A 21,458-nucleotide genomic window follows, 5' to 3' on the forward strand; every position below is an offset into this window, starting at 1 on the left:
AGCCGCCGCACCCGGCGGGCGCCCCCGGCGCGTGGGTTCGCGCCACGCGCCCCGGGGGCCGGGCCGGGCCGAGCGCGACGGAGCGGCTCCGTCCCTGGTCGGGACCGTCGCCGGGTCAGCCGGACCGTCCCGGGCCGTCGTTCAGGACACCACGTCCTTACGGGCGAAGCCGCGGAACGCCAGGGCGACGAGGACCAGCGCGTAGGCGACCGAGACGGACGCGCCCTGGAGCATGCCGGACCACTCCATGCCGGGCTGGAGTGCGTCGGCCCAGGCGAACTGCCAGTGGGCGGGCAGCGCGGCGCGCCAGCCGCCGAGGGCGGTGACCTGGTCGAGGACGTTGCCGATGATGGTCAGGCCGACGGCGCCGCCGACCGCGCCCAGGGGCGCGTCGGTGACCGTCGACAGCCAGAACGCCAGCGCCGCCGTGACCAGCTGACTGACGAAGAGGTACGCCACCACGACCGCGAGCCGCCCCACCGCCGTGTCCGCCGGCAGCGCGCCACCGGTGGGCAGGGTGAGCGGCCCCCAGCCGTACGCGGCGGTGCCCACCCCCAGGGCGACCAGGGGCAGCAGCACCATCGCGGCGGCGCTGAAGAGCAGGCCCACGGTGAGCTTGCTCAGCAGCAGCCGGGCGCGCGGCACCGGCGCGGCGAGCAGATAGCGCAGCGACGACCAGCTCGCCTCGGACGCCACCGTGTCGCCGCAGAACAGCGCCACCGGCACGACCAGCAGGAAGCCCGCCGAGACGAACAGCGCGGTGGCGGTGAAGTTGCCGCCGGACGCCGTCGCGGTCTCCATCAGGGTGATCCGGCCGTTCGCCCGCCGGCCCGGGGTGCCGCCGACGGCGAAGGCCACGGCCAGGACGAACGGCAGCAGCGCCAGTCCGGCACCGATCACCAGCGTCCGGCGGCGCCGCAGCTGGCGCAGCGCCTCGACGCGCAGCGGCAGGGTGCGGCGGGCGCGGTATCCGGGGGCGGCGGCCGGAGCGGGGTGGCCGGTGGCCGGTTCCGGTGGGGTGACGGCGGTCAACGGTCGCCTCCGATCAGGGTGAGGAACGCGTCCTCCAGGCGGCGGTGCGGCCCCACCCGGTGCACCGGCAGGTCGAGGCGCAGGAGTCCGGCGAGCAGCCGCGGGGTGGCCGCTCCGTCGTCGAGGCGGACCAGCAGCCCGTCCTCGGCGCGGGCCGCGGCGACGACACCGGGCAGTTCGCGGACCTTCTCCACCACCGCGTCGGTGAGCGCCCCGGGGTCCGTGACACCGATGAGGACGGTGTCGTGGTCACCGGTGATCTCCGCGACCGGACCCGACCTGACCAGGCGTCCGCGGTCCATGACGACCAGATGCGTACAGCTCTGCTCGACCTCGGAGAGCAGATGGCTGGAGACGATGACGGTGCGTCCGGCCGCGGCGTAACGGATCATCACCTCGCGCATCTCGCGGATCTGGGGCGGGTCGAGGCCGTTGGTCGGCTCGTCGAGGATCAGCAGGTCGGGCAGGCCCAGCATGGCCTGGGCGAGGGCCAGGCGCTGGCGCATGCCCTGGGAGTAGGTGCGGACCGCGCGGTCCAGGGCGGTGCCGAGCCCGGCGATCTCCAGGGCCTCCTCGGCGTGCGCATCGGCGGCGGGCCGCCCGGTGGCGCGCCAGTACAGGTCGAGGTTGGCGCGGCCCGTCAGATGCGGCAGGAACCCGGCGCCCTCGACGAACGCGCCGACCCGGGACAGCACCGGGGCGCCGGGCCGGATCGCGTGCCCGAAGACCCGGATCCCGCCCTCGTCCGACCGGATCAGGCCCATCAGCATCCGCAGCGTGGTGGTCTTGCCGGCGCCGTTGGGGCCGAGCAGTCCGAGGACCTGCCCGGCCTCGACGCGGAACGACAGGTCCCGCACCGCGTACCGGTCGCTCGCCCCGGCGTACTTCTTGCTCACTGCGTCGATCACCAGCGGGACGTCCGCCAGCGCCGGATCGGGGGGCGGGGCGGTGGTGCGGCGGCGGGCGGTGAGCAGCAGGGCGGCGGCGAGGACGGCGGCGGCCGACGGCAGCAGCCACGTCCAGGCGGGCAGCGGAGCGGCGGCCGCGTGGACCCGTGTGTCGGTGGGGACGCTCAGGGCGCCGCCGCCGGCCAGTGCGACGGTGTGGGTGGCGGGCTTCGCGGGCGAGGCGTAGCCGAGGTCGGTGGCGGCCAGGACCAGCCGGAGCCGGTGCCCGGCGGCGAAGTCGTGGTCGACGGCGGGCAGCCGCAGGTCGACGCGGACACCGCGGTCGGCACCGGAGAGGCGGTACGGCGTGACGAGTTGGGCGGGCAGCACCTGCTTGGTGCCGTCCGGGGCGACGTCGTAGAGCTTGGCGAAGAGCACCGCGTCGCGGGAGGTGGAGCGTACGGTCACGGCGGCGCGCGGGGCGCCGGTGAGGTGGACGGGCGCGGTGAGCGGCGCCGTCTCGAAGCGGGCGTACTGGCCGGGGAAGTCGACCGCGAGACCGCCGGTGCCCAGGGCGGAGAGGGCGCCGAGGGCGCCGGTGCCGGGGACCGCGGAGATCGCGGGCGGGCTCGCGCCGGGCGGGTTGGTGAAGCGCTGTTCGGGGCCGGTGAGGCGGAGGCGGCGCGGGTCGTGGCCGAGTCCGGGGTAGGCCGGGCCGCTCGCGCCGCGCAGTTGCAGGGCGCCGTTGGTGGAGTCCACTCCGCCGCCGCGGCTGACGCGGAACGCGGGCCCGGTGCCGGCGCCCTTGTCGCCCTTGAGGTAGCGGTCGAACCAGGCGCGGGTGCGGTCGGTGAGCCGATCCCGCTCGCGGTCGCCGCCGTCGTGGCCGCCGGCGATCCAGTCGACGGAGACGGGGGCGCCGTTGCGGCGCAGCGCCCGTGCCATCGCGTCGGACTGGTCGAGGGTGAAGAGCGAGTCGGTCTGCCCCTGCATGAGCAGGGCCGGGGCCGTGATGCGGTCGCCGACGGCGGACGGGCTGCGTTTCTCCAGCAGGGCGCGGGCCTCGGCGTCCGGTTTCCCGGCGACCGCGACCCGTTCGTACATCGCGCACAGTTCGGCGGCGAACCGGCCGCAGCCGCCGGACGGGGCGGGGGCGCGCCCCGGCGCGGTGGCGGGGGTGCCCGCCGAGCCGGTGGTGAAGAAGATGCCGGCCCACAGCTTCTTGAACACGCCGTGGGGGAAGAGCGCGTCGGCGAGGTTCCAGTAGGTGATCTGCGGGGCGAGGGCGTCGATCCGCAGATCGTGCCCGGCGGCGAGCAGCGCGACGGCGCCGCCGTACGACGCCCCGGCGATGCCGACGCGCGGGTCACCGGCCTTGTCGAGCCGCACCTCGGGACGTTTCGCCAGCCAGTCGACGAGGCGGCGGACGTCGGCGACCTCGCGGTCCGGGTCGTTGAGCCCGATGCGCCCGGTGGAGGCGCCGAAACCCCGCGCCGACCAGGTGAGGACCGCGTAGCCGTCGCGGGCCAGCCGCTCCGCCTCCGGGCGGACCTCCTTCTTGCTGCCGCCGAAGCCGTGCGCGAGCAGCACGGCGGGGCGGCGCGCGGTGAAACTCCCCGCGGTGAAGTAGGAGGTGTCGATCCGTACGGTCTTCGAGCCGCCGGGCTTCTCCGGCATCGTCAGCACCCGGTCCTCGCGGTGCACGGCCGGGGCGGCGCCGGAGGACGCGGCCGTCCACACGCCGCCGCCCATGAGCAGGGCCAGAGCGCCGACGGCCGCGTACAGCCGCCGCCCGCGCAGTCGCAGATCCATACGGGGATCCTAGGGAGCGGCCCGTAAAGGGGGCATCGGGGGCGGGCGGGACGCGCGGCGGGAGCCGCGGGACGCTCACGGGGCGTCAGGCGGCGCCGGGCGGAGGCGGAATCGCCCGGACCGGGAACGCGCTGTGCCGGGTGGCGCCGCGTTGCCGGTCCGGGCGGGAGCGAGCGGTGCCGGGCGGCCGGTACGGCTGGTTCCGGTACGGCGGCGCAGCGGGGCGCGCGGCCGGGGTGTGCGTACGGCGAGGAGGCGCCGGTACGGCGTCGGGGGCCGGCGGCCGGTGCGGGGCGGCGGACCGGCGGCCGGTGCGGCGGCGAGGGCGGCAGGTGGTGGTCCCGGACGTGACGCAGCCCGTACCGCCGTCGGCCGTACGGGCTGCGTCACGCGCGGGGTGGTCCCGTCTCCGTCAGTGGTGCGGAGGTCCGAAACCGCCGGGGGCAGGCGGGTTGCCGGGTGGCATCGGCGGGGCGGCGGGCGGGACGGGCGGCATCTGCGGGGCGGGGCCCTGCGCCGGCATCGGCGGGACCGGGCCCGCCTGCGAAGGCACCGGACCGCCGGGCACCGGACCGCCCGGCGGCGGGACCGGCTGCTGCCAGCCGCCCTGCGGCGGACCCTGCGGGCCGGGCGGGACGAAGCCGGGCCCGCCGAACTGCGGCGCGGCGGCGGGCGGCTGCCAGCCGGGGGCGACCGGCTCCCCCTTCGCCATCAGCGCGAACAGGGCGAGCGAGCCGAGGAGGTCCAGCATCAGCTGCACGATGCCGAGGATGCTCTGACCGGGCGCCGCGTCGCTGATCTCGAACAGCCGGCCGGCACCGCTCAGCCCGATCACCGACAGCACGGCGTTCGGCAGCATCATCGTCGCCAGCCCCAGGGCCAGGCCCCGGGCGGCGTTGCCGCGGATCAGGCAGCCGAGCCCGGCGATGCCCGCCAGCACCAGCAGCACCAGGGCGTGCAGGCCGGGTGCGAGCGACGTCAGGGACGTCAGGATGCCCTTGCCCAGGTAGAACATGAAGGCGGCGTCCGCCGCACCGCCGCCCTGCACCAGCATCAGGATCTGCCAGATCACCGAGCACAGCGCCACCGCACCGAGGACGAGACCGCCGACGGCCCCCGCGGCCTTGGCCGGACGCGCCGGCGGCAGGCTGGGGGTGGGCCGCGGCCAGGACCGCATCCCGGCGAGCAGCACGAACCCGCCGAGGAAGGCCAGCAGGGCCAGCGGCAGACTGCCGAGGAAGACCGCGTCGAAGGGGCCCTCACCGGCCCGCGCGCGCAGGAACCAGCGGTCGCTGTCGGTGTGGAAACCGACGCTGATCATGGTCTGTACAGCGGTGGCGAGGGTGAAGGTGGTGGCCACGGCCATCAGCCCACCGGCCGAACGCCGCCCCGTGAACGCCGCGATCGCGCCGCTCAGCTGCACCAGCGCCAGGCAGAACTGCGTGGAGTTGCTGACGGTGTTCACGCCTGGGGGACGCGCACCCGTCCAGTAGTCCCACACCGCGGGGAGGCCCGACTCCGAAAGGTCGTAGCAGAGCCAGAACCCGGTGTAGAGGAAGAAGACCAGGCAGAACACGCCGCCCGTGATCCGTGCGCCCTTGGCCAGCGCCGTACTAGGTGGCATCGCGTCCCCCGGTAGTGGTGTTGTGTACACGCCCGGTCACCGTAGCCGATGGCCGACCCGCCCGGAGGCCGCGCCCGGCGGGGCACGGGCGCCGCTGCCCGCCGGCCGGCGACCGGCGGGCAGCGGACGGACCGTCAGTGGTTGCTGGGGAAACCGAGGTTGATGCCGCCGTCGGACGGGTCGGGCCAGCGGGTGGTGACGACCTTGCCGCGGGTGTAGAAGTGCACGCCGTCGTTGCCGTAGATGTGGTGGTCGCCGAAGAGCGAGTCCTTCCAGCCGCCGAAGGAGTGGTAGCCGACCGGCACCGGGATCGGGACGTTGACGCCGACCATGCCCGCCTCGACCTCCAGCTGGAAGCGGCGCGCCGCGCCGCCGTCCCGCGTGAAGATGGCGGTGCCGTTGCCCCACGGCGAGGCGTTCATCAGCGCGATGGCCTCGTCGTACGTGGCGACGCGGACGACCGAGAGCACCGGGCCGAAGATCTCGTCGCGGTAGGCGTCCATCTCGGGCGTGACCTTGTCGAGCAGCGACACCCCGATCCAGTGGCCGTCCTCGAAGCCCTCGACGGTGAAGCCGGTGCCGTCCACGACGACGTCGGCGCCCTGCGCCGCGGCGCCCTGGACGTACGAGGCGACCTTGTCGCGGTGGACCTTGGTGATCAGCGGGCCCATCTCGGACGCCGGGTCGTCGCCGGGGCCGATGCGGAGGGCGGTGGCACGCTCCTTGATCTTCTCGATCAGCGGGTCGGCGGTCTCCCCGACGGCGACGACGACGGAGACCGCCATGCAGCGCTCACCGGCCGAGCCGTACGCGGCGTTGATCGCCGAGTCGGCGGCCAGGTCGAGGTCGGCGTCGGGCAGTACCAGCATGTGGTTCTTGGCGCCGCCCAGCGCCTGCACCCGCTTGCCGTTGGCGGTGCCCGTGGTGTGGATGTACTTGGCGATGGGGGTGGAGCCGACGAAGGAGACCGCGGCGATGTCCGGGTGCTCCAGGATACGGTCGACCGCGGTCTTGTCGCCGTTGACGATGTTCAGCACGCCGTCGGGCAGCCCCGCCTCGGCGGCCAGCTCGGCGAGCTTGAGGGCGGCGCTGGGCACCTTCTCGCTCGGCTTGAGGACGAAGGTGTTGCCGCACGCCACGGCCAGCGGGAACATCCACATCGGCACCATGGCGGGGAAGTTGAACGGCGTGATGCCGGCGACCACGCCGAGGGACTGACGGATCGCGGCGACGTCCACCCGGGTGGAGACCTGCGTGGACAGCTCACCCTTGAGCTTCTCGGGGATGCCGCAGGCCAGCTCGATGATCTCCAGACCGCGGGCGACCTCGCCGAGGGCGTCGGAGTGCACCTTGCCGTGCTCGGCGGTGATCAGCCGGGCCAGCTCCTCGCGGTGGGCGAAGACCAGCTCGCGGTAGCGGAACAGCACCGAGGTCCGCTTGGCCAGGGAGCTGGTGCCCCAGGTGGCGAACGCCTCCTTGGCGGCGGCGACCGCGGCGTCGACCTCCTCGGCGGAGGCGAAAGCGACCTGCTTCTCCTGGGCGCCGGTGGCCGGGTTGAACACCGGGCCGAAGTTGCCGGACACACCCTCGACGGGCTTGCCGCCGATCCAGTGGCTGATGGTCTGCATGCGGGGGCCTTTCGGTGGTGACGACTACGGGCTGAGATCAGAGGTACCGGCGGCGGTCGGCGGCGTGGCGTTCGTACTCCCGGCGCGCGGCGACCGCAGCCGGACGCGTCGCGGTCTCGGCAACAGGAACATCCCACCAGGACTGGGCGCCCGGCGCGCCCGGCACAGTGTCGGCCGTTTCGGTCTCGACGTAGACACATGTGGGACGGTCCGCGCCGCGCGCCTCGGCGAGGGCCTCGCGCAGCGTCCCGACGGTGGGCGCGCGCAGCACCCGCATGCCGAGGGAGGCGGCGTTGGCGGCGAGATCGACGGGCAGCGGGGCGCCGGTGTAGGTGCCGTCCGCCGCGCGGAAGCGGTAGTCGGTGCCGAAGCGCTCCCCGCCGGTCTGCTCGGAGAGCCCGCCGATGGAGGCGAAACCGTGGTTCTGCAGCAGCACCAGCGTGAACGCGACGCCTTCCTGGACCGCCGTGACGATCTCGGTGGGGTTCATCAGATACGTGCCGTCGCCGACCAGGGCCCAGACCGGGCGGCCGGGGGCGGCGAGCGCGGTCCCGAGGGCCGCGGGGATCTCGTAGCCCATGCAGGAGTAGCCGTATTCGAGGTGGTACTGGCGGCGGGAGCGGGCGCGCCAGAGCCGGTGCAGGTCGCCGGGGAGGGAGCCGGCCGCGTTGATCACGATGTCGGTGTCCCCGACGACGGCGTCCAGCGCGCCGAGCACCTGGGTCTGGGTGGGCCGGGCGGCCGGATCGGGAGCGGCGTACGCGGCGTCGACGCGGCGCTCCCAGGCGGCCTTCGCGGTGGTGTACCCCGCCTCGTACGCGGCGTCGACGCGGTGGCCGCGCAGGGCACGGGTGAGGGCGGTGAGCCCTTCGCGGGCATCGGCGACCAGCGGCAGCGCGGCGAGCTTGTGGGCGTCGAAGGCGGCGATGTTGAGGTTGACGAAGCGGACGCCCGGGTCGGCGAAGAGGGTGGCGGAGGCGGTGGTGAAGTCGGTGTACCGGGTGGCGACGCCGAGGACGGCATCGGCCTCGCGGGCGAGCGCGGCGGCGGTGGCGGTCCCGGTGTGGCCGATACCGCCGACGTCGGCGGGGTGGTCGTGGCGGAGCGCCCCCTTGCCCGCCTGGGTGGCGGCGACGGGGATGCCGGTGGCGTCGGCGAGGTCCCGCAGGGCGTCCTCGGCCTCGCTGTGGTGGACGCCGCCGCCGGCGACGATCAGCGGGCGGCGGGCACCGCGCAGCACCCGGACCGCCTCAGCGAGGGCGCCTGCGTCGGGCGCCGGGCGGGGCACCCGCCAGACCCGGTCGGCGAAGAACTCCGCCGGCCAGTCGTACGCCTCGGTCTGGACGTCCTGCGGCAGGGCGAGGGTGACCGCCCCGGTGCCGGCGGGGTCGGTCAGCACCCGCATCGCCTGGAGGGCGGCCGGGATCAGCGCCTCGGGCCGGGTGACGCGGTCGAAGTAGCGGGAGACGGGGCGCAGCGCGTCGTTGACCGAGAGGTCGCCCGCGTACGGGACTTCGAGCTGCTGGAGGACGGGGTCGGCCCGGCGGGTGGCGAAGGTGTCGCCGGGCAGCAGCAGGACGGGCAGGTGGTTGACGGTGGCGAGGGCGGCGCCGGTGACGAGGTTGGTGGCGCCGGGGCCGATGGAGGTGGTGACGGCCTGGACACGGAGCCGGTCGCTCTGCCGGGCGAAGGCGGTCGCGGCGTGCACCATGGACTGTTCGTTACGGCCCTGGAGGAACGGCAGGGCCCCGGGGTCCTCGCGCAGCGCCTGACCGATCCCGGCGACGTTGCCGTGGCCGAAGATGCCCCAGCAGGCGTTGACCAGGCGGTGACGGCGGCCGTCGCGCTCGGTGAACTGGCGGGCCAGGAACCGCACCAGGGCCTGCGCGACGGTGAGGCGGAGGGTGGTCATCGGTCGTCTCCCGGGGGCGCGGTGTAGCGGGGCAGGCGGGGGTCGGCGGGCTGCTCCGCCCAGGTGGAGCGGATCCAGCCGTGGTCGGGGTGGTCGCGGATCAGCCACTCGCGGGTGGCGCCGGGGCCGGCCATGACGTTGAGGTAGTAGAGCGTGTGGCCGGGGGTGGCGATGGACGGGCCGTGCCAGCCGTCGGGGATGAGGACGGCGTCGCCGGTGCGGACCTCGGCGAGGACATCGGTGCGGTGGCCGGGCCCGGAGGGCGTGACGCGTTGGTAGCCGGTGCCCGGGGTGCCGTGGACGGTCTCGACCTCGAAGTAGTAGATCTCCTCCAGCTCGGACTCCTCACCGGGGCGGGCGGTGTCGTGTTTGTGCGGCGGGTACGACGACCAGTTGCCACCCGGGGTGAGGACTTCGACGGCGATGAGCTTGTCGCAGGCGAAGGCCCCGGCGGCGGCGAAGTTGTTGACCTGGCGGGAGCAGGCCCCGGCGCCGCGCAGCTCCACGGGGACGTCGGCCGCGGCACCGCGGCGCGCGGGCAGCCGGCGGCCGCAGCGGGCCCCGGCGAGGGCGAACCGGCCGCCCGCCCCGCTGGTCAGCTCCGCGCGCGCCCCGCGCGGGACGTAGGCGAAGTCCGTCAGGCCGCTGAAGACGCTCTCGCGCCCGGCGAGTTCGTACGGAACGCCGTCGGTGGTGACGGTGCAGCCGCCGGCGAGGGGCAGCACGATCCATTCGCTCTCCCCCGCCTCGAAGGCGTGGTGGCCGCCGGGCGGCAGGTCGAGGACGCGCAGCGAGGAGTGGCCCCAGCCCGCCCGCTCCGGTGTGATGTCCAGGGCGTACTGCCCGGACCCGCCCTGACCTGCGGGGATGTGGAGGCTGAGGGCCCGGCCGGAGCCGGGCGGGGACGCGGATGACGCGGATACGGGGTTCATGACCACAAGTCTCCACCCGACCACTGACAGTGAGGGAAACGCGGAGGCGGTGACGGCACCCGGCGGCCCGCGCGGGATCGCCGGACCAGGCCCGGCGCCGGGCCCCTGGCGCCCCGGCCCGGCCCGGCGGCCCGGCCCCCGCCCGGTGTCCGGCCGCCGGAGCACGGCGGGTTCACCGCCCGGCGAGGAACGCGTCGATCTCGGCCGGGACCGGCATGGCGGGCGCACAGGCGAGACGGGTGGCGACGAGGGCACCGGCCGCGTTGGCGTAACGCATCATCGGCGCCAGCTCCCAGCCGTGCAGCAGACCGTGGCAGAGGGCGCCGCCGAAGGCGTCACCGGCGCCGAGTCCGTTGACGACGTCGACGGGGAAGGCCGGGACCTCGGCGCTGCGGCCGTCCCGGTGCACCGCGAGGACGCCCTTGGGTCCCTGTTTGACGACGGCGAGTTCGGCGCCCAGCGCGAGCAGCGCCTCGGCGCAGGCCCTCGGCTCGCGCAGCCCGGTGGCGGCCTCGGCCTCGTCGATGTTGCCGACGGCGACGGTGACGTGGGCGAGCGCCGCCTCGTAGTGGGGGCGGGCGGCGGCCATGGCGGCGGCGCCGGTCGCCCCGCCGTCCCCGGAGGCGCCGCCCGCGCCGCCCCAGAACAGCGGCCGCCAGTCGAGGTCGAGGACGGTGGGGCCGCGCCTGCCGCGGGCGGCGAGCGCGGCGAGGGTGGCGGTGCGGCTGGGCTCCTCGCACAGCCCGGTGCCGGTGGTCCACAGGATCCGGGCGGCACGCAGCGCGTCGTGGTCCAGCTCGTCCGCGCGGAGGGTGAGGTCGGGGGCGGTGGGGCGGCGGTAGAAGTAGAGCGGGAAGTGGTCCGGCGGGAAGATCTCGCAGAACGTCACCGGGGTGGGCAGGCCGTCCACGGCGGTCACCCACCGGTCGTCGACGCCGAACGCCCGCAGCTCCCGGTGGAGGTAGTCGCCGAAGGGGTCGCGTCCGGTGCGGCTGATGACGGCGGTGCGGCGGCCCAGGCGCGCGGCGGCCACCGCGACGTTGGTGGCGGAGCCGCCGAGGAACTTCCCGAACGTCTCCACCTCGGCGAGCGGCACGCCCGTCCGGAGGGGGTAGAGGTCCACCCCGATACGGCCCATGGTGATGAGGTCGAACGGTTCCGGCATGGGTCCCCTTCGCTTCGCCCGGTGCGGCACGGCGGTGCCGGGCGGCGCGCCCGTGCCCTGTCGCGGGCACAGGTCTAGTGGGGCCGCCGGACCGTGTCAACGGCGCGCCGCACCGCCCTGACCTGTACGGGGACGGGCGCACGGACGAGCGGGCCCCAGGTGCGGGCGCCTCCGCCACGACCGTCCGCCCGGGGCGCGACACGGGCGGAATCACCCCGTCCGGGAGGGCGCCCCGGCCGGTCACGGCGGGAGATCCTCAGGGCCGGAGGGAATCTTGACACCCCCCGGGGCGCCCGGGAGGCTGAGGCCACCACTCCCGCGCCCCCGGTCACCGCCGACCGGCGAGAGGAGAGCCGCCACATGACCGCAGCCCGTGCCGGTGTTCCCGTTCTGGACCGCATCCGGGTGGGTTCCGCGCCGGATTCGTGGGGTGTGTGGTTCGCCGACGACGCCCAGCAGGTCCCCTGGCGGCGCTTCCTCGACGAGGTGACCGAGGCGGGCTACGACTGGATCGAACTGGGCCCCTACGGCTACCTCCCCACCGACCCGGCGGTGCTGCGCGACGAGACCGCCCGGCGCGGCCTCGGCATCTCGGCCGGAACGGTCTTCACCTCGCTGCACCACGGACCCGCCGTCCGGGACGCGACATGGGCACAGGTGTCCCGGGTCGCCGCGCTCGCCCGCGCGACGGGCGCCGGGCACCTCGTCGCCATCCCGTCCTTCTGGCGCGACGACCGGACCGCCGAGCTGCTGGAGCCGCCCGAGCTGACCGCCGCCCAGTGGCGCCACCTCACCGAGGGCACACAGTGGCTGGCGCGGCGGGTCCGGGAGGAGTTCGGCCTGACGCTGGTGGTCCATCCGCACGCCGACACCCACCTCGACACCGAGGAACACGTCACCCGCTTCCTCGACGCCACCGACTCCGGTCTGGTCTCCCTCTGCCTGGACACCGGCCACTACGCCTACTGCGGCGGCGACAGCGCCGCACTGATCCGCACCTACGGCGAACGCATCGGCTATCTCCACCTCAAGCAGGTCGACCCCGCCGTCCTGGCCGGTGTCCGCGCCGAGGGCACCGCCTTCGGGCCGGCCGTCCGGCAGGGTGTGATGTGCGAACCGCCGCTCGGGGAGCCCGCGTTGCCACCGGTCCTGCGGGCAGCGCAGGAGCTGGGCGGCCCGCTCTTCGCCATCGTCGAACAGGACATGTACCCCTGCCCGCCGGAGCGGCCGCTGCCCATCGCCCGGCGCACCCGCCGCTACCTGCGCTCCTGCGGCGCCTGAGCGGCGGACCGGACCGGACACCGACGGGAACGGGAGGACGACATGCACCGAACGCTGGGGGTGGCCGTCATCGGCGCCGGGCGGATGGGCGCCGACCACGTACGCCGGATCGACGAGGTGATCAGCGGAGCGCGGGTGGCGGTCGTCGCCGATGTGGACGGCTCTCGCGCGAAGGCGCTGGCAGGCCCCATCGAGGGGGCCGTGGCCCGTACCGATCCGGTGGCCGCCATGGACGTGCCGGGGGTGGACGCGGTCCTCGTCGCCTCGCCCGGGGCGGCCCACGAGGCGGCGCTCATGGCGGCGTTCGACCGTGGTCTGCCGGTGCTGTGCGAGAAACCGCTGACGCCGGATCCGGACTCCGCGCTGCGGGTGCTCACCGCCGAGCAGCGCCACGGCCGCCGCCTCGTCCAGGTGGGTTTCATGCGCCGCTACGACAGCGACTACCGCACCCTCAAGGCACAGCTGGCGCGCGCCGCGTACGGCCGTCCGCTGATGCTGCACCACGTCCACCGCAACGTCTCCTCGCCGCCCGGCTGCACCGACGCGCAGACCCTGCACGACTCCGCGGTGCACGAGATCGATGTGACGCGCTGGCTGCTGGACACCGAGATCACCGCCGTACGGGTGCTCCGTCCGGCGCCCTCCGGCGGCGCGCCCGAGGGGCTGCACGATCCGCAGCTGATCGTCTTCGAGACCGCGGACGGCCATCTCGCCGACACCGAGCTCTTCGTCAACTGCGGCTTCGGCTACCAGGTTCGCTGCGAGGCGGTCTGCGAGCGGGGCACCGCCCGGATCGGCGACGACCGCGGCGTCCTCGTCGACGCGGCGGGCCGCTGGGGCGGCACCATCCCGCCGGGCTTCGTGGAACGGTTCGCGGGGGCGTACGACCGTCAGGTGCAGCGCTGGGTGGACGCCACCCGACGCGGCACGGTGGAGGGCCCCGACTGCTGGGACGGCTACGCCGCCGCGGTGGTCTGCCGAGCGGGCGTCCGGGCCCAGCGCACCGGCGAACGCGTCCCCGTCGAACTGCCCGAACGGCCCGCGCTGTACCGCTGATCCGCCCGCTCTCCTGCCCGTGCGGCACCGCCCCGGGGGCGGCCGCCCGTCCGCGCCCCCTGGCCCGCCGGGCGTTCGCCGCAGAGCGACCGGTCCGCAGCGATTGCTCCTCGTCCCCCTCCTGCGTAGGGAAGTCGGCACACCGGACTCCACGGCTCCGGCAACCGCGGCTGGAGCGGGTGGCGTGCCCGTAGACGCACGGCATCCCACTGCGGAGCGGTCCGGCGCGGGTACCCCCTGGGGGTGGCCGGACGGGCACCATACGGATGCATGGCACCCAACGGGGGGAAAGAGGACATCATGCGCATCACCTCACCGCATCGCACCATCCGCCGCCCGGCCGCCCTGGCAGCCGCCGCCGGCCTGATCACCGCCACCCTGCTGACCGGTACGGCCTCCGCGGCCCAGAGCGCCGCGGGCCCGGACCCCATGGCGGCCTGCGCCTACTACGACGGGACCGCGCTCACCGTGTACGGCCAGCGCAACGACCGGGTGAAGCAGGTCCAGTGCCTGCTGGCCAACCGCAAGTACCTGCCCTGGAGCAGCCTCACCGGCTACTTCGGCAACCAGACGCTCGCCGCCGTCAAGAAGTTCCAGAAGGCGGCCCACCTGACGGCCGACGGGAAGGTCGGCAAGAAGACCTGGAAGGCGCTCTACTCCTGATCCGGAGCGGGCCCCGCTCCGGCGGGGCCCGGCACCTCTTCCCACGGCGGGCCGTCCCGAACGGGGCGGCCCGCCGCGCACGTCCCGCCCGGATCCGTCCGGACCCGCCCGGCAGGCCACCGTTCCTCGGCGCCTCCGCCGCTCTCCTTCCGTTCCGCCTCTGTCACATCCGTCCCCGGCGCGTCACATCCGTCACGGTTACACGGGTTTTCCGTCACAGGTGATCAACAGCCGCTGTCCGTACGGCGGCCGGTGTCGTTGATCCGGCGCAGGTCACAGGTACACCCGACCCGGCGCGCCGCTCACGGGCCGCGCGGCCGGGGTCCGGATCCAGGGAGGCGAGGCAGCGATGACCGACCGGAGGCTCTGGTCCTACAAGGACATCGCCGCGCACATCCGGGTACGGCCGGACACCGTGCGCTCCTACCGCAAGCACGGACTGCTTCCCGAGCCGGACCTCGTCGAGGGCGGCAGACCGTACTGGTTCGCCGACACCGTCCGCGACTGGGTGACCCGCAGACCGGGTCACAGCCGGCGGGGCTGACCCGGCCCGGGGCACGGGCCACCGCCAGCCGGTGGCCGCGGCTCCCCCACCAGGCGCCCGGCGTGCGGGAGGGGGATCCGCCGACCGCCGGACACACCCGGCGGCCCCCTCCTACGATCGCCCCATGCCCACGCCCCCTCGCTCCCCCTCCGTCCGTCTCGCGGTGATCGGCGCCGGCGGGATCGGCGGCTACACCGCCGCCCTGACGCACTGGGCCGGCCTCGACGTCACGCTGTGCGTCCGCACCCCCGTCGACGGGGTCGCCGTCACGCTCGACGGCGCCGAGCGGCACGCCGCCGTCCCCGTCCTCACCGACCCCGCGCAGGCCGGGCCCGTCGACTGGGTCCTGCTGACCACCAAGGCGCAGGACACCCCGGGCGCCGCGCCGTGGCTGCGGGCTCTGTGCGGGCCGGACACCACCGTCGCCGTGCTCCAGAACGGCACCGGGCTCGCGGAACGGGTGGCCCCGTACGTCCCGGCAGGGACCGCGACACTGCCGGTGATCTGCTACCTCTCGGCGGAGCGCACCGCACCGGGCCGGATCGTCCACCACCTCGCGAGCGAACTCCATGTGCCGCAGGGACCGTCGTCCGAGGCGTTCGCCGCGCTGCTGGAGGGCACCGGGCTGAACGTCACGCAGGTGCCGGACTTCACCACCGCCACCTGGCGCAAGCTGTTCTTCAACCTCGCCGCCAACCCCCTCACGGCGCTGCTCGGCCAGCGGATGGACATCTTCCGGGAGGCGGAGATGGCCGGGCTCGCCCGCGCTCTGCTCACCGAGGCGGCGGAGGTCGCCCGCGCGGAGGGCGCGGACATCGGCGACAGCGACATCTCCGGGACGCTGGAGATCTACGCGATGGCTCCGCCCGGCGGTGGTTCGTCGATGCTCTACGACCGTGAGGCGGGACGGCCGCTGGAACACGAATACCTCACCGGAGCGGTCGTCGAGGCGGGAGAACGGCACTCCCTCCCGACGCCCCTGAACCGCATGCTGCTCACCCTGCTGCGCGCCGTCGACCGCGAATTGCGGGCCCCGGACGGCGCCTGAACCCGGACGCCCCGGAGGGCCGGCCCGGCATCCGGCGACCACCCGCGCACCACGCCGCCTGCGGTGTGTTCCGCTCCCCCGGCGAAGCCACCCGGGAGCCCGGAAGGCCCGCGACGGAACACACAGGACGCGCCGCGCCCGGACCGGCAAGGACCCCGACACGGCGAGGATTACGGAGAGTTCGTAAGTCATGACTCAACGGTAGGGGCGACCACTGACAACGGGCCGGGGACGCGGCTCCGCACCCGCGGCACGGGAGCCTCCCCGCCCCTCCGCACCCGAGGGCTCCGTCCGTCCGGGACCATCGCCCCGGACCGGCTCCCCGGTCGCAGGCACCTTCCGTACCTGCGCTTTCCGCGTCCGGGCGGTCCGGCGGCGCGCCAGCCACGGCACGGCCGCGCCCAGTGCGGCGACGGCGCACGAGATCCCGAAACCCAGGGCGGCGGCGTAGAGACGGTTGCCCATCGCGGCGCTGCCGAGATATCCGAGGCCGATCGAGTAGGCCGCCCAGACGGTCTCGGCGAGGGCGGTGCCGGGCAGGTAGCGGCGCAGCGGGTGGCGCAGGACGCCGCAGGCGACGGCACCGGCGATCCGCCCGCCGGGCAGGAAGCGCACCCCGAGGACGAACGGCAGGCCGTAACGCTCGATGCGCCGGGAGGTCCACTCCAGGAGGACGCGGCGTCGGCCCCGGCGTCGCATCCAGGCGCGGGCCGGGCCGCCGAAGCGGCGGGCGAGCAGGTACATCAGAGCGTCGCCGAGGGTGGCGCTGCCCGCGACGGCCACCAGGACGAGGGGAAGGAAGAAGGCGCCGTGCGCGGCGAGGACTCCGGCGGTGACGAGCAGCGCGGAGTTGGGCACCAGCGGTGGCAGGGTGGTGAGTACCAGCAGCCCGTACAGGGCCGGTACGCGCATCCGGCGCGCCTCCTTCGATCACGCCGGTCCGGGCCGCTCCGGGCCGGTACCTCCCAGGCTGACGCGCGGCGCCCGGGGCGGCAACGCCTGCCGGACGGAGCGGTGCGGCGTCACTGGATTGATACCCCCATGGGGTATAGAGTGCATCTCGCCGGGCGCCACCGGCCACCCCGCCGCACCCCGGCGGTGCGCACTCCGGCGAGCCCGGCTCACGTACGGCACTTCGACGTCCATGGAACACCGGCACCACGAGGAGACTCCCATGACCGCCGCATCGACGAACGGCTCCTGCTGCACGCCCGACGGCTCCTGCCACTCCGGCGAGAGCGCGGCGCAGGCGGGCGAGATCACCACCGCCTACAAGGTGACCGGCATGACCTGCGGGCACTGCGAGGGCGCGGTCACCTCCGAGATCTCGGAGCTGGCCGGCGTCGTCTCGGTGCGCGCGGAGGCCGCGACGGGCCTGGTGACCGTCGTCTCGCGGACCGCCCTCGACGAGACCGCGGTACGCGAGGCGGTGGATGAGGCCGGTTACGAGCTGGTCGGCCCGGCCTGACGCCCTCGCGGCGCCGACCGGAGGCTTTTTCGCCACAGGGGCCACGACGCAGCCCACACGGCTCACACGTTCACAAAATTCCCACAATGGGCACAACACCCATACGTCAGGGCCGCGATATTCAGATCGCGGCCCTTGACCGTTTTCGCCCTCATATGGCAGGAGACCCAGATCACAGCGATCCGAACGTAACCATCGAGGGGGGTCGAGAGTCTAACCGGGTGTGCAGGCACCCCGGCGGGGCCTGCTCGGCAACAGCCGTGCCGGTCTTGGGGGACCGGCCCCGGCTACGCGTGGCCGGGGCGACGTGCCCGGGGAGCTTTGAGCGGCCCTCCCGAACGTGCGCGTCCCGGCAGATCGCGGTGCACCCTGAACGCCCGGACGGATCCCGTGGGGGGAATCCGACCCGGGACAAGGGAAGCGCCCCGCGCTCTGGACCCGTGGGGGGATCTGGAGGCGGGGCGCTTCTCGTTTCCGCACGCCGCAGACGCAAACGGCCCCCGCCCTGGACGGACGGGGGCCTCGCGCATTCCGGGCGCGCGGGCGCCCGGACGGGTCAGCGCTGCTCGACGGGGATGAAGTCGCGCTCGACCACGCCGGTGTAGATCTGCCGCGGGCGGCCGATCCGCGAACCCGGCTCCTTGATCATCTCGTGCCACTGGGCGATCCAGCCCGGAAGGCGGCCGAGGGCGAAGAGGACCGTGAACATCTCGGTCGGGAAGCCCATGGCCCGGTAGATCAGACCGGTGTAGAAGTCGACGTTCGGGTAGAGCTTGCGCTCGACGAAGTAGTCGTCGGAGAGCGCGTGCTCCTCCAGCTTCAGGGCGATGTCCAGCAGCTCGTCGGACTTGCCGAGCGCCGAGAGGACGTCGTGCGCCGCCGCCTTGATGATCTTCGCCCGGGGGTCGAAGTTCTTGTAGACGCGGTGCCCGAAGCCCATGAGCTTCACGCCGTCTTCCTTGTTCTTCACCTTGCGGATGAAGGAGTCGACGTCGCCGCCGTCGCGCTGGATGCCCTCCAGCATCTCCAGCACGGACTGGTTGGCGCCGCCGTGCAGGGGGCCCCAGAGCGCGTTGATGCCGGCGGAGATCGAGGCGAAGAGGTTCGCCTGCGAGGAGCCGACCAGGCGCACGGTGGAGGTCGAGCAGTTCTGCTCGTGGTCCGCGTGCAGGATCAGCAGCTTGTCGAGGGCGCTGACCACGACCGGGTCCAGGTCGTACTCGGCGGCGGGCACCGAGAACGTCATGCGCAGGAAGTTCTCGACGTAGCCGAGGTCGTTGCGCGGGTAGACGACCGGGTGGCCGACCGACTTCTTGTAGGCGTACGCCGCGATCGTCGGCAGCTTGGCCAGCAGACGGATCGTGGAGATGTGCCGCTGCTGCTCGTCGAACGGGTTGTGGCTGTCCTGGTAGAAGGTCGACAGGGCGCTGACGACCGACGACAGCATCGCCATCGGGTGGGCGTCCCGGGGGAAGCCGTCGTAGAAGCGCTTGACGTCCTCGTGCAGCAGGGTGTGGTACGTGATGTCCTGCTTGAAGTTGGACAGCTGGTCGACGGTCGGCAGCTCGCCGTTGATCAGCAGGTACGCGGTCTCGACGAACGTGCTGCGCTCGGCGAGCTGCTCGATCGGGTAGCCGCGGTAGCGCAGAATCCCCTGCTCACCGTCCAGATAGGTGATCGCGGATTTATACGCGGCGGTGTTGCCGTAACCGGAGTCCAGGGTCACCAGACCGGTCTGGGCGCGCAGCTTCGAGATGTCGAAGCCCTCATCGCCGACGGTGCTGCCGACGACCGGGTAGCTGTATTCGCCGTCCCCGTAACGCAGTACTACAGAGTTGTCGCTCACGTCATCCCTCACCGACGTTGTGCCTCTTCTTCGAGGTGCCCTGACTGCCTCTACCTTCCCCCATTTGGACATGGGATGTGCACTCGGGGTCGGCAATTCGGCCTTCGGGCGGCACTGAGTGCCGTTTACCTGACCATCCTGCGCCCCTTCGACCCGATTAGGGAAGCTGGGCGACACCGACGGCACCCGCGAGTCGCCGATCGAGCGCCGTGCACCGCCGACCGGCGGACACGGTGCGTACGGCCTGCCCCAGAGCCTTTCGGGACCCCACCAGCACCACCAGGCGTTTTGCCCGGGTTATCGCCGTATACAGCAGATTCCGCTGCAACATCATCCAGGCGCCCGTCGTGACCGGAATCACCACCGCCGGATACTCGCTCCCCTGCGAGCGGTGGATCGTCACCGCATAGGCGTGCGCCAGCTCGTCCAGCTCGTCGAAGTCGTACGGAACCTCCTCGTCCTCGTCGGTGCGGACCACGAGCCGCTGGTCGTCGAGGTTCATATCCGTGACCACGCCGACGGTGCCGTTGAAGACGCCGTTGGCGCCCTTCTCGTAGTTGTTGCGGATCTGGGTGACCTTGTCGCCCACCCGGAAGATCCGGCCGCCGAAGCGGCGCTCCGGCACCTCAGGGCGCGCCGGCGTGACCGCCTGCTGGAGCAGGGCGTTGAGCGCGCCCGCCCCGGCCGGTCCGCGGTGCATCGGGGCGAGCACCTGGACGTCCCGCCGGGGGTCGAGGCCGAAGGTCGCGGGGATGCGGCGGGCCACCACGTCGACGGTGAGCCGGCCGGCCGCCTCGGTGTCCTCCTCGGCGAAGAGGAAGAAGTCCCGCAGGCCCTGGGTCAGCGGCGGCTTCCCGGCGTTGACGCGGTGCGCGTTGGTGACCACGCCGGACTGCTGGGCCTGGCGGAAGATCCTGGTCAGCCGAACGCACGGCACCGGGCCGCCGTCGGCGAGCAGATCCCGCAGCACCTCCCCCGCACCGACCGACGGGAGCTGGTCGACATCGCCCACCAGCAGCAGATGGGCGCCCGGCGGAACCGCCTTGACCAGCTTGTTGGCGAGCAGCAGATCGAGCATGGACGCCTCGTCGACCACCACCAGATCGGCCTCCAGCGGCCGGTCGGCGTCGTACGCGGCGTCCCCACCGGGCTTCAGCTCCAGCAGCCGGTGAACGGTCGACGCCTCCGCGCCCGTCAGCTCCGCCAGCCGCTTGGCGGCCCGCCCGGTGGGCGCGGCCAGCACCACCCGGGCCTTCTTGGCGCGGGCCAGTTCGACCACCGAACGGACCGTGAAGGACTTGCCGCACCCCGGGCCTCCGGTGAGCACCGCCACCTTGCGGGTCAGCGCGAGACGTACCGCCTCGCGCTGCTCCGGCGCCAGGTCGGCGCCGGTGCGCCGCGCCAGCCAGGCCAGCGCGCGCTCCCAGTCGACGTCGCCGAAGACCGCCAGCCGGTCCTCGGGGGTGCGCAGCAGCCGCGTCAGCCGGCCGGCCAGGGACAGCTCGGCGCGGTGGAAGGGGACCAGGTAGACGGCGGTGACGGGCTCCTCCCCACCGCCCTGCCGGATCTTCTCGCGCACCACGCCCTCCGGGTCCGCCGCCAGCTCGGCCAGCGCGTCGATGACCAGGCCGGTGTCCACCTGGAGCAACTTCACCGCGTCGGTTATCAGTTGCTCCTCGGGCAGGAAGCAGTGCCCCTGGTCCGCCGACTGCGACAGGGCGTACTGGATACCGGCGCGGACCCGCTCGGGGCTGTCGTGCGGGATGCCGACCGCCTGCGCGATGCGGTCGGCCGTCAGGAAGCCGATGCCCCAGACGTCGGCCGCCAGGCGGTAGGGGTGCTCGCGCACCACGGCGATGGCGTCGTCCGCGTACTTCTTGTAGATGCGTACGGCGAGGGAGGTGGAGACGCCGACGCCCTGGAGGAAGATCATCACCTCCTTGATGGCCTTCTGCTCCTCCCAGGCCGCGGCGATCTTCTTCATCCGCTTCGGGCCGAGGCCGGGCACCTCGATCAGCCTGGCCGACTCCTCCTCGATGACGTCGAGGGTGGCGACGCCGAAGTGCTCGGTGATGCGGTCGGCGATGCGCGGGCCGATGCCTTTGATCAGGCCCGAGCCGAGGTAGCGGCGGATGCCCTGAACGGTGGCGGGCAGGACGGTGGTGTAGTTCTCGACGGTGAACTGCTTGCCGTACTGCGGGTGGGAGCCCCAGCGGCCCGTCATCCGCAGGGATTCACCGGGCTGCGCCCCCAGCAGCGCGCCGACGACCGTCAGCAGCTCGCCCGCGCCGCGCCCGGTGTCGACGCGCGCGACGGTGTAACCACTCTCCTCGTTGGCGTAGGTGATCCGCTCCAGGACCCCTTCGACCACCGAGGCGTTGACCGCGTTGCCCATGCTCCGAACGGTACCGCCGGGGTCTGACAACGCGGTCCGCGCGGCGTTCGGTCGGAAGCCGGCGGACGGTCCCGCCGTGCGGGCACGGCGCCGTCCGGGGCGCAACCGCCGGGCGGCGCCGGTCAACCGGTCGTTGACCGGGCGGCACTTTCGGGCTATCCGTGA

16 protein-coding genes are annotated in these 21,458 nt (G+C 73.8%); 6 read left to right on the plus strand and 10 right to left on the minus strand.

Annotated features, from left to right (window positions below; genetic code table 11):
* Positions 1-141: 141 nt before the first annotated feature.
* The 7 genes from ACZ4M8_RS04065 to iolC all read right to left on the minus strand — a co-directional run bounded on the left by ACZ4M8_RS04065 (position 142) and on the right by iolC (position 10,992).
* Entirely contained in the window at positions 142-1,032 is an 891-nt protein-coding gene (locus ACZ4M8_RS04065) for an ABC transporter permease (RefSeq protein ID WP_467603108.1), read from the minus strand.
* Complete coding sequence (locus ACZ4M8_RS04070) at positions 1,029-3,731, minus strand: alpha/beta fold hydrolase (protein ID WP_467603110.1); 2,703 nt, start codon at positions 3,729-3,731, stop codon at positions 1,029-1,031. Before ACZ4M8_RS04070 ends, ACZ4M8_RS04065 begins: the two co-directional genes overlap by 4 nt.
* Positions 3,732-4,143: 412 nt before the next feature.
* Positions 4,144-5,385 (minus strand): hypothetical protein, encoded by a 1,242-nt coding sequence (locus ACZ4M8_RS04075; protein ID WP_467603111.1) that lies wholly within the window; start codon positions 5,383-5,385, stop codon positions 4,144-4,146.
* A 104-nt stretch (positions 5,386-5,489) separates the two neighbouring features.
* The gene (locus ACZ4M8_RS04080; RefSeq protein ID WP_467603112.1) at positions 5,490-6,983 is read right to left on the minus strand and encodes a CoA-acylating methylmalonate-semialdehyde dehydrogenase; all 1,494 of its coding nucleotides are present in this window, start codon (positions 6,981-6,983) and stop codon (positions 5,490-5,492) included.
* A 37-nt stretch (positions 6,984-7,020) separates the two neighbouring features.
* Positions 7,021-8,895 (minus strand): 3D-(3,5/4)-trihydroxycyclohexane-1,2-dione acylhydrolase (decyclizing), encoded by a 1,875-nt coding sequence (iolD, locus tag ACZ4M8_RS04085; protein WP_467603114.1) that lies wholly within the window; start codon positions 8,893-8,895, stop codon positions 7,021-7,023.
* Complete coding sequence (iolB, locus tag ACZ4M8_RS04090) at positions 8,892-9,827, minus strand: 5-deoxy-glucuronate isomerase (protein ID WP_467603115.1); 936 nt, start codon at positions 9,825-9,827, stop codon at positions 8,892-8,894. Before iolB ends, iolD begins: the two co-directional genes overlap by 4 nt.
* Positions 9,828-9,999: 172 nt before the next feature.
* Positions 10,000-10,992, minus strand: a complete 993-nt coding sequence (iolC, locus tag ACZ4M8_RS04095; protein ID WP_467603117.1) for a 5-dehydro-2-deoxygluconokinase — start codon at positions 10,990-10,992, stop codon at positions 10,000-10,002.
* A gap of 360 nt (positions 10,993-11,352) precedes the next feature.
* Between iolC and ACZ4M8_RS04100 the strand changes: the two genes are divergently transcribed.
* From ACZ4M8_RS04100 to ACZ4M8_RS04120, 5 genes are all read left to right on the plus strand, one after another.
* A complete protein-coding gene (locus ACZ4M8_RS04100; protein WP_467603118.1) occupies positions 11,353-12,273 on the plus strand; it encodes a sugar phosphate isomerase/epimerase family protein in 921 nt (306 codons plus the stop codon).
* A gap of 42 nt (positions 12,274-12,315) precedes the next feature.
* Positions 12,316-13,329 (plus strand): Gfo/Idh/MocA family protein, encoded by a 1,014-nt coding sequence (locus ACZ4M8_RS04105; protein WP_467603120.1) that lies wholly within the window; start codon positions 12,316-12,318, stop codon positions 13,327-13,329.
* A gap of 270 nt (positions 13,330-13,599) precedes the next feature.
* The gene (locus tag ACZ4M8_RS04110) at positions 13,600-13,992 is read left to right on the plus strand and encodes a peptidoglycan-binding domain-containing protein (RefSeq protein ID WP_467603121.1); all 393 of its coding nucleotides are present in this window, start codon (positions 13,600-13,602) and stop codon (positions 13,990-13,992) included.
* 349 nt (positions 13,993-14,341) lie between these two features.
* The gene (locus tag ACZ4M8_RS04115) at positions 14,342-14,536 is read left to right on the plus strand and encodes a helix-turn-helix transcriptional regulator (protein WP_143940123.1); all 195 of its coding nucleotides are present in this window, start codon (positions 14,342-14,344) and stop codon (positions 14,534-14,536) included.
* 124 nt (positions 14,537-14,660) lie between these two features.
* Positions 14,661-15,584, plus strand: coding sequence for a 2-dehydropantoate 2-reductase (locus tag ACZ4M8_RS04120; RefSeq protein WP_467603123.1), 924 nt, complete (start codon positions 14,661-14,663; stop codon positions 15,582-15,584).
* Between the two features lie 195 nt (positions 15,585-15,779).
* Here the strand turns inward: ACZ4M8_RS04120 and ACZ4M8_RS04125 are convergent, their stop codons facing one another.
* Positions 15,780-16,496, minus strand: coding sequence for a DedA family protein (locus ACZ4M8_RS04125; protein ID WP_467603125.1), 717 nt, complete (start codon positions 16,494-16,496; stop codon positions 15,780-15,782).
* Positions 16,497-16,758: 262 nt separating this feature from the next.
* On the opposite strand from ACZ4M8_RS04125, the gene ACZ4M8_RS04130 reads away from it, so the two are divergent.
* A complete protein-coding gene (locus ACZ4M8_RS04130; RefSeq protein WP_467603126.1) occupies positions 16,759-17,052 on the plus strand; it encodes a heavy-metal-associated domain-containing protein in 294 nt (97 codons plus the stop codon).
* 556 nt (positions 17,053-17,608) lie between these two features.
* Here ACZ4M8_RS04130 and ACZ4M8_RS04135 read toward each other — a convergent pair.
* Both ACZ4M8_RS04135 and recD2 read right to left on the minus strand, forming a co-directional pair.
* Positions 17,609-18,898, minus strand: a complete 1,290-nt coding sequence (locus tag ACZ4M8_RS04135) for a citrate synthase (RefSeq protein WP_467603476.1) — start codon at positions 18,896-18,898, stop codon at positions 17,609-17,611.
* A 157-nt stretch (positions 18,899-19,055) separates the two neighbouring features.
* Complete coding sequence (recD2, locus tag ACZ4M8_RS04140; protein ID WP_467603127.1) at positions 19,056-21,293, minus strand: SF1B family DNA helicase RecD2; 2,238 nt, start codon at positions 21,291-21,293, stop codon at positions 19,056-19,058.
* Between the last annotated feature and the right edge of the window lie 165 nt (positions 21,294-21,458).

Source organism: Streptomyces sp. NPDC027185 (assembly GCF_055567035.1).

Excerpts from the sequence above, each read along its gene's own strand:
- ACZ4M8_RS04070 (WP_467603110.1), bottom strand. The coding sequence starts at position 3,731 with ATGGATCTGCGACTGCGCGGGCGGCGGCTGTACGCGGCCGTCGGCGCT.
- ACZ4M8_RS04080 (WP_467603112.1), bottom strand. The coding sequence starts at position 6,983 with ATGCAGACCATCAGCCACTGGATCGGCGGCAAGCCCGTCGAGGGTGTG.
- iolD (WP_467603114.1), bottom strand. The coding sequence starts at position 8,895 with ATGACCACCCTCCGCCTCACCGTCGCGCAGGCCCTGGTGCGGTTCCTG.
- iolB (WP_467603115.1), bottom strand. The coding sequence starts at position 9,827 with ATGAACCCCGTATCCGCGTCATCCGCGTCCCCGCCCGGCTCCGGCCGG.
- iolC (WP_467603117.1), bottom strand. The coding sequence starts at position 10,992 with ATGCCGGAACCGTTCGACCTCATCACCATGGGCCGTATCGGGGTGGAC.
- ACZ4M8_RS04100 (WP_467603118.1), top strand. The coding sequence starts at position 11,353 with ATGACCGCAGCCCGTGCCGGTGTTCCCGTTCTGGACCGCATCCGGGTG.
- ACZ4M8_RS04105 (WP_467603120.1), top strand. The coding sequence starts at position 12,316 with ATGCACCGAACGCTGGGGGTGGCCGTCATCGGCGCCGGGCGGATGGGC.
- ACZ4M8_RS04110 (WP_467603121.1), top strand. The coding sequence starts at position 13,600 with ATGGCACCCAACGGGGGGAAAGAGGACATCATGCGCATCACCTCACCG.
- ACZ4M8_RS04115 (WP_143940123.1), top strand. The coding sequence starts at position 14,342 with ATGACCGACCGGAGGCTCTGGTCCTACAAGGACATCGCCGCGCACATC.
- ACZ4M8_RS04120 (WP_467603123.1), top strand. The coding sequence starts at position 14,661 with ATGCCCACGCCCCCTCGCTCCCCCTCCGTCCGTCTCGCGGTGATCGGC.
- ACZ4M8_RS04125 (WP_467603125.1), bottom strand. The coding sequence starts at position 16,496 with ATGCGCGTACCGGCCCTGTACGGGCTGCTGGTACTCACCACCCTGCCA.
- ACZ4M8_RS04130 (WP_467603126.1), top strand. The coding sequence starts at position 16,759 with ATGACCGCCGCATCGACGAACGGCTCCTGCTGCACGCCCGACGGCTCC.
- recD2 (WP_467603127.1), bottom strand. The coding sequence starts at position 21,293 with ATGGGCAACGCGGTCAACGCCTCGGTGGTCGAAGGGGTCCTGGAGCGG.